The sequence below is a fragment of the Streptomyces sp. UH6 genome, from assembly GCF_013421635.1.
In the GTDB taxonomy this organism is placed as follows: domain Bacteria; phylum Actinomycetota; class Actinomycetes; order Streptomycetales; family Streptomycetaceae; genus Streptomyces; species Streptomyces abyssomicinicus.
Genome location: NZ_JACADT010000207.1, coordinates 1 through 7,539 on the forward strand (window position 1 = coordinate 1; position 7,539 = coordinate 7,539).

The 7,539-nt window shown below is 72.4% G+C and carries 5 protein-coding genes; 2 read left to right on the top strand and 3 right to left on the bottom strand.

Annotated features, from left to right (window positions below; genetic code table 11):
• From HW445_RS12955 to HW445_RS12965, 3 genes are all read right to left on the bottom strand, one after another.
• The coding region (locus HW445_RS12955) for an acyltransferase (RefSeq protein ID WP_308799009.1) at positions 1-1,145 on the bottom strand (1,145 nt) is incomplete at its 3' end.
• A 470-nt stretch (positions 1,146-1,615) separates the two neighbouring features.
• Complete coding sequence (locus HW445_RS12960; RefSeq protein ID WP_374939639.1) at positions 1,616-3,829, bottom strand: glycosyltransferase; 2,214 nt, start codon at positions 3,827-3,829, stop codon at positions 1,616-1,618.
• Positions 3,830-3,906: 77 nt separating this feature from the next.
• The gene (locus HW445_RS12965) at positions 3,907-4,497 is read right to left on the bottom strand and encodes a hypothetical protein (RefSeq protein ID WP_180221171.1); all 591 of its coding nucleotides are present in this window, start codon (positions 4,495-4,497) and stop codon (positions 3,907-3,909) included.
• Positions 4,498-4,800: 303 nt separating this feature from the next.
• On the opposite strand from HW445_RS12965, the gene HW445_RS12970 reads away from it, so the two are divergent.
• Complete coding sequence (locus tag HW445_RS12970) at positions 4,801-5,706, top strand: chitosanase (RefSeq protein WP_180221172.1); 906 nt, start codon at positions 4,801-4,803, stop codon at positions 5,704-5,706.
• A gap of 133 nt (positions 5,707-5,839) precedes the next feature.
• A complete protein-coding gene (locus tag HW445_RS12975) occupies positions 5,840-7,060 on the top strand; it encodes an acetyl-CoA C-acetyltransferase (RefSeq protein WP_180221173.1) in 1,221 nt (406 codons plus the stop codon).
• Positions 7,061-7,539: the final 479 nt, after the last annotated feature.

Here is a 7,539-nt window from a genome sequence, read left to right on the forward strand (position 1 = left end):
TTCGCCGCCACGTCCTCGACCCAGCCGACCGCGAGGACCGCCAGGGCGAGGAGCGGCCAGACCAGGGCGAACATCCAGACGTTGGACGTGCTGTCGAGGGCGGCCGCCGCCCGGTCGCCCTCCATGAACGGGAGCCGGTAGGCCAGGTCGATGACCGGTGCCGTCGCCGTGATCGCCAGGTTGTGCCAGAGGTAGATGGTGACCGCGCGGTTGTTGGAGAGGGTCACCAGCGCGTCCCATTTCGCCAGCCGCCCCGGGAGCTCCCGCCAGGACGGGGAGTACTGGAGCAGGATCACCACGAAACCGAACGACCAGGTGGCCTGCGCCAGCGGGATGCCGTTGAGGTCCCAGCCCTCCGGGCCCGGGTGGGCCGACGCCCACCACAGGCCGAAGGCCATCACCAGGGACGCCAGGGAGACCGAGACGTACCGTGGTATCCGCCGCAGCAGGCCGTCGTGGTGGGCGAAGCCCAGGACCCAGCAGGCGCCGTAGACCGCGAAGTCGGTGACCGCCTCGCCCGTCTCGCCGGGGATCGTCAGCACGCCCGTGCCGACGACGGCCGTCAGGAGGAGCGGGGCCAGCAGCGTCGGCCAGGGCGCCCTGCGGAACGCCCACAGCAGCGGCGGGGAGGCGAGGACGAACCACAGGTAGGCGCGCAGGTACCACAGGGGACCCACCGCCTGGTCGGCCCAGCTGGGCTCCAGCCAGTCCACCGGGGCGCCGGCCTCCGCGGGGAAGGGCGGCGCGCCGAAGGGGAAGACGTAGGTGACCAGGGCCGCCCAGCTCCAGGCGCCGTCCTGGTCGGGGTCCTGGGACGGGTCCCAGCCGCCCGCGAACAACAGCACCAGGGCCACTGCCGCGAACGCCCACAAGGGGGGCAGCAGGCGGCGGATCCGCCCGCGGATCACGGACGCGGCCGGGCGTTCCAGCGAACGCGCCATCAGCGAGCCCGCCAGCGCGAACATCACGCCCATGGACGGGAAGACCACCGTCAGCCAGGCCCAGCCGAAGCAGTGGTAGGCCACCACGCGGACCAGGGCGACGGACCGCAGCAGGTCCAGGTACCGGTCACGGCCCGGCTTCCGGGCCGCCTCGGCCGGGACGTCGGCCGGGACCTCGGTCGGCGCCGCCCCGGCTCCGGGCACCGGCTCCGTCTGCGGCGTCCGCGCGTCCTGGCCGTGGCCGGGGTGGGGCGAACCCGCCCCGTGGCCGTGTCCCGCGTACGGCGTCTCCGTGCCGGGACCGGTGGGGCCGTACGTCGTCCGGACGCCCTGGCCGTGGCCCGCGTACGGCGCACCCGTGTCCTGGGCGGCGTGGTCCGTGTACGGCGCACCCGTGTCCTGGGCGGCATGGTCCGTGTAGGAGAAACCCGAGCCCCGGCCGGCGTGGGCCGGGTACGACGCACCCGCGTCCTGGCCGGTGTACGCGGCGTACGGCGGCTGCGGGTGCAGGCCGGTGTGGCCGCTGTGGCCGCTGTGACCGGTGTGCGGGAGGGGTTCCGCCGCGTGGCCGGCGGGACGCGGGTGGCCCGGGTACGGGTTCGCGTACCGGCCCTCCGGCACCCGCTCCGGCTCCCGCTCCGGATCCGGGCCCCTTCGGTCCGTCTGTCCGTGCGTCATGCCACCGGCCTCCGGTCGTCCTCGCCCCGTACCCGCTGCTGCGGTATGACCCCGTCGACGGGCGCCCCCACGACGCCGGTCCGCCGCAGCTTCTGCCAGCGCAGCCGGCCGCCGGTCAGCGCCGTGATCCACGACTGGAGCAGCACCACGTACATGAGCTGCCGGTAGAGGAGCTGCTGCAGCGGCAGCGAGACGAGATGGGTCATCCGCTCGCGGTCCAGGCGGAAGGCGTACGCCGCGCAGACCGCCTGGAGGGCGAGGACGCCCAGCCAGGCCACGATCGTCTGCTGGGTCGGGCCGAAGACCACGCCGTAGAGCAGGAAGACGTCGATCAGCGGGGCCAGCAGCGGCGCCACGACCATGAAGAGGGAGACGAAGGGAAGCCCCACGCGGCCGAAACGCCCCGAGGGGCCCTTCTCGATCACCGAGCGGCGGTGCTTCCAGATGGCCTGCATGGTGCCGTACGACCAGCGGTACCGCTGGGACCACAGCTGCTGGACGGACTCCGGGGCCTCGGTCCAGGCGCGGGCGTTCTCGGCGTAGACCACGCGCCAGCCGGCGCGGTGCAGCGCCATGGTGACGTCGGTGTCCTCGGCGAGGGTGTCGTCGCTCATGCCGCCGATCGGCTCCAGGGCGGAGCGGCGGAACGCCCCGACCGCGCCCGGGATGGTCGGCATGCAGCCGAGGATGTCGTACATGCGGCGGTCCAGGTTGAACCCCATCACGTACTCGATGTGCTGCCAGGCGCCGATCAGGCTGTCCTTGTTGCCGACCTTGGCGTTGCCCGCCACGGCGCCGACCTCCGGGTCCGCGAAGGGCTGCACGAGCTCACGCACGGTGGACGGTTCGAAGACGGTGTCGCCGTCCATCATCACGACGATGTCGTGCCGTGCGTTGGCCAGGCCCCGGTTGAGCGCCGCCGGCTTGCCGGCGTTGAGCTGCCGGATCACCCGCACGTTGGGCAGCCCCATCGCCTGGACGATGCCGGCGGTGCCGTCGGTGGAGCCGTCGTCGATGACGAGGACCTCGATCGGGTGGTCACTGGCCATCAGGGAACGGACGGTGTTCTCGATGCACTTGGCCTCGTTGTAGGCCGGCACCAGCACGGTCACCGGTTCGGTGACCGGCGGGCCCCAGCGGAAGTTCCTGCGCCGGACCCTGCGGGCGTGGGCGCCGGCGAGCACGAGCATCATCACGAAGCGCGCGATGACCAGGGTCCCGATGACCGCGAGGCCGGCCACCAGGGCGTCGGTGGTCCGCTCCGCCGCCTGCACCAGGAAGGTCCACGCCTTGCCCGTCCACAGGTCCGCTCCGGTGACCTCGCTGTGCGCGCTGGGCGCGTCCAGGGCCTCGGTGAGGTTCTCGAACCGGTAGCCCTGCTCCTTCAGTTCGGGCAGGAACCGGGCGAGGGCCGCGACGGTCTGGCCGCGGTCGCCGCCGGAGTCGTGCATCAGGACGATGGCGCCCTCGCCGTTCTCGGGCGTGGCCCGGCGGACGATCTCGTCGACGCCGGGGCGCTTCCAGTCCTCGCTGTCGGTGTTGTTGAGGACGGTGATGTAGCCGCGGCTGCCGATGTACTCGGTGACCGGCCAGGAGCTGTTGTCCATGGCGGCGGCGAACGAGGAGTACGGGGGGCGGAAGAGCGAGGTGCGGATGCCCGCCGCGCCGGTGAGCGCCAGCTGGTTCTGGGAGAGTTCCCGGTCGATGCGCGCCTGGGACTGGAGCGCGAGATCGGGGTGGTTGAAGGTGTGCAGGCCGATCTCGTGACCCTCGTCGACCATGCGCCGCACGAGGCCCGGGTAGCGGGAGGCCATGGTGCCGGTGACGAAGAAGACCGCGTGGGCGTCGTGCTCCTTCAGCACGTCCAGCACCTTGGGCGTCCACTCCGGGTCCGGGCCGTCGTCGAAGGTGAGGACGAGACGGTGGTCGGGCACGCTCAGGCTCTGCGTCCTCCCGGCGCGTGCGTCGATGACGGGCCCGCCCTCGAGGATCTCGTCCGGCACCCGGTCGGTGGCGGCGGGCGGCTGGACCCGGTGGTCGGCGAGGATCTCGCTGTGCACGTAGCCGCGCAGCATCAGCATCACGGTCATGACGACCAGGAACAGCGAGGGCAGCAGGTAGCGCAGGGGCAGCAGCGTGGGGGGCCGGCGGCGTGGGCGGCGTCGGCGGCCACGGGAGGAAGGCCCGCGGCGGTTACGCGGTGAGGTCACGGGATGTTCTCCGGGAAGGGGCGCCGGCGGGGCCGGCGCCCGTGGGAGCGGTGGAGGATTGCCGTGGCGGACGGTTCTCAGCCGGCCGGGGCGGTGGGCGTCGCCGGTGCGAGGCCGGCGGAGGTGTCCGCGGCCGGCGCCGTGGGCGACGGCTCCGGCACCTGGTCCGTGGCCACCCCGTCGGTCGCGGGGCCGGTGCCGGACGGTGAGGGAGCGGCCTCGCCGGAGAGCGGGGTGGGCTCCGGCTGCTCGGCCGGCGCGCCCCCTCGCTGTTTCTGCTCCGGGACCGGGAGCCAGGGCGCGGAGGAGTTCCCCGACAGCAGCGTGACCACGATGGCCACGGCGTAGACCGCGCAGACGAGGCCGATCAGCGCGCCCAGGCGCCGGAAACGTCGGCTGCGGCGGCCGGAGGAGTCCACGAAGACGGGACCGTCCTGCGAGGTCGCGGTCTCGGACCGCCGCCGGGTCGGCGGACCGGTGTCCCGGCCGCGGTCGCCGATGGAGACGGCCTTGAGCTGGACCGTGACCTCGATCGGCCGGTCGGCGTTCCGGCCCTCCACGGACAGGGCCTTGAGCTGGACGGTCGCCTCGTCGGGCCGGTCGCCGGAGCCCGGCCGGACGCCGTGCGTCCGTCGGCCGTGCCGGTTGTCGTCAAGCCAGTCGTCCACTGCGACGCACACTCCCAAAACACACATATCGGGTGCGCACGGGAACCCGAGTCGACGCACTTCTTTGCGGGAGCGAAAATCGGCGGTCCGAAATTCGCCACTGGCGCGCATTGCCTGAGCAGGCGTCAAGGGGGCGCGCGAGGCGGTGGGGTGGTGCCGCCTTCGGGAGTCTACTTTGTAACGGGATATTAAGGGAATGGCCGAAGTTGCTCGACCTCCGTCCGAAAGGTGACGAGGAGGGCGAACTTCCGGTCTGTTGTGCCCGTCGGGTGAGGTTCCCGGGGCTGTGGCTACTGTGTGCCCATGAAGCGTGCCGGATGCCTGCTCCTCGCGATCGTCCCCGTCGTCGTGACCGCAGGGGCCTATTTCTTCACGCCCGCACAGCCAGGGGGTGAGGGGCTGGGCAGTTCCGCCGCGTCCGCCGGCACGCAGGGCCGGCAGGAGTCCAAGGCCGCCGCCGAGAGCGACGAGGACGCGGAGCTGGTCGACGCACTGCCCCCGGGGCTCGCCGCCCCCGCGAAGAAGGAACTCGCCCAGCGGATCGTGGCGAGCGCCGTGAACTCCACGACCCGGTGGCGTGAGACGTACGGCTCCATCAGGGACACCGGCGACGGGCGGGGTTACACCGCCGGCATCCTCGGCTTCTGCACGGGAACCCACGACCTGCTCGCGCTCGTCGAGCGGTACACCGAGGACCACCCCGGCAACGGGCTCGCCCGCTACCTGCCCGCGCTGCGCGCGGTGGACGGCACGGACTCGCACGAGGGTCTGGACCCGGGGTTCACCGAGGCGTGGCGGGCGGAGGCGGAGGTGGAGGCCTTCCAGGCCGCCCAGGAGGCGGAGCGCGACCGCGCCTACTTCGACCCCGCGGTCCGCCTGGCCAAGCTCGACGGCCTCGGCGACCTGGGGCAGCTCGTCTACTACGACGCCATGGTGCTGCACGGCCCCGGCACCGAGAAGAACGGCTTCTACGAGCTCCGTGAACGGGTGATGGCCGACGCCGACACCCCGGCGGAGGGCGGGTCCGAGGAGGAGTATCTCGACGCGTTCCTGGACGTGCACCGGGCGGCCGTCGTGGAGAGGGAGCGGGGCGGTGACGACACCGGCCGCGTCGACACGACGCTGCGGCGGTTCCTCGACGACGGCAACCTCGGTCTGAGCACCCCCCTGGAGTGGCGGATCGGCGGGCGGACGTACCGGGCGGCGTGAGCTCCGCGGAAAAAAGCAAGCGCTTAGAAAAATGCGGCCGGTGTCACACCCCCATCACGGTGACCGGGCGGGTACGGGCCGGTAACTTCCCAGAAGGTCCGCCCCATCCGCAGCGAACGCCTCTGGAGCCGTGATGCCCGAAGCCGTGATCGTCTCAGCCGCCCGTTCCCCCATCGGCCGTGCCTTCAAGGGCTCCCTCAAGGACCTGCGCCCGGACGACCTGGCGGCCACCATCATCCAGGCCGCCCTGGCCAAGGTGCCCGAGCTGGACCCGCGGGACATCGACGACCTCATGCTCGGCGTCGGTCTCCCCGGCGGCGAGCAGGGCAACAACCTCGGCCGCATCGTGGCCGTCGAGATGGGCATGGACTTCCTGCCCGGCTGCACCATCACCCGGTACTGCTCCTCCTCGCTCCAGACCAGCCGCATGGCGCTGCACGCCATCAAGGCCGGCGAGGGCGACGTCTTCATCTCCGCCGGCGTCGAGATGGTGTCCCGCTTCGCCAAGGGCAACTCCGACAGCCTCCCGGACACGCGCAACCCGCTCTTCGCCGACGCCGAGGCGCGCACCGCCGAGGTCGCCCAGCAGGAGGGCACCACCTGGCACGACCCGCGCGAGGACGGCCTGGTCCCCGACCCCTACATCGCGATGGGCCAGACCGCCGAGAACCTGGCCCGCCTCAAGGGCGTCACCCGCCAGGAGATGGACGAGTTCGGCGTCCGCTCGCAGAACCTCGCCGAGAAGGCCGTCAAGGACGGCTTCTGGGCGCGCGAGATCACCCCGGTCACGCTGCCCGACGGCACCGTCGTCTCGGCGGACGACGGCCCGCGCGCCGGCGTCACCCTGGAGGGCGTGCAGGGCCTCAAGCCGGTCTTCCGCCCCGACGGCCTGGTCACCGCCGCCAACTGCTGCCCGCTCAACGACGGCGCCGCCGCCCTGGTGATCATGTCCGACACCAAGGCCCGCGAGCTCGGCCTGACCCCGCTGGCCCGCATCGTCTCCACCGGCGTCTCCGGCCTCTCCCCGGAGATCATGGGCCTCGGCCCCGTCGAGGCCTCCCAGCAGGCGCTGCGCCGGGCGGGCCTGTCCGTCAAGGACATCGACCTGGTCGAGATCAACGAGGCCTTCGCCGCCCAGGTGATCCCCTCCTACCAGGACCTCGGCATCGACCTGGACCGCCTGAACGTCAACGGCGGCGCCATCGCCGTCGGCCACCCCTTCGGCATGACCGGCGCGCGCATCACCGGCACGCTGATCAACTCCCTCCAGTGGCACGACAAGCAGTTCGGCCTGGAGACCATGTGCGTCGGCGGCGGCCAGGGCATGGCCATGGTCATCGAGCGCCTCAGCTGACCTCACGCGCGCGCCCTCCGGGGCGAGGCGTGCGACGGCCCCGCCCCCCGGTTTCTTCCCGCCGGGGGGCGGGGCCGCGTGCTCCCCGGGACGCGACCGGTGCCGTCCCGTGACCCAACCTCCGCCAGGATGTGACCTATCTCCCTCGGAGCCGGTGATGGCGCGAGAACGCGCAGGTCAAGCGGCCTACGCCGGTCGATGCGCCCCCGTCGTGCGCCCGATTCGCGGTGGTTCGCACTGACAGGCGGGGCGTGCAGGCGTCAAGCTCGATGGTGGAACTCGATGTAGGAAAGTCGGGGTCGAGTCGTACGGGGGTGCGCCGGTCGTCGTCCGGTGCGTTTGTTCGTGGAACCGGGAGTACGTCAGTGAGCGCCATGCAGACCGCCCTGCTGGTCATCTCCGCCGCCGCGTGCGCCGTGGGAGCAGCCGTCCTCGTCGCCCTGCGACGCCTGCGCCGGGAGTTCGCCGCGGTGCGCGCC

Coding starts and splice junctions, on each gene's coding strand:
- HW445_RS12970 (WP_180221172.1), top strand. CDS start 4,801: ATGAAGCGTGCCGGATGCCTGCTCCTCGCGATCGTCCCCGTCGTCGTG.
- HW445_RS12975 (WP_180221173.1), top strand. CDS start 5,840: ATGCCCGAAGCCGTGATCGTCTCAGCCGCCCGTTCCCCCATCGGCCGT.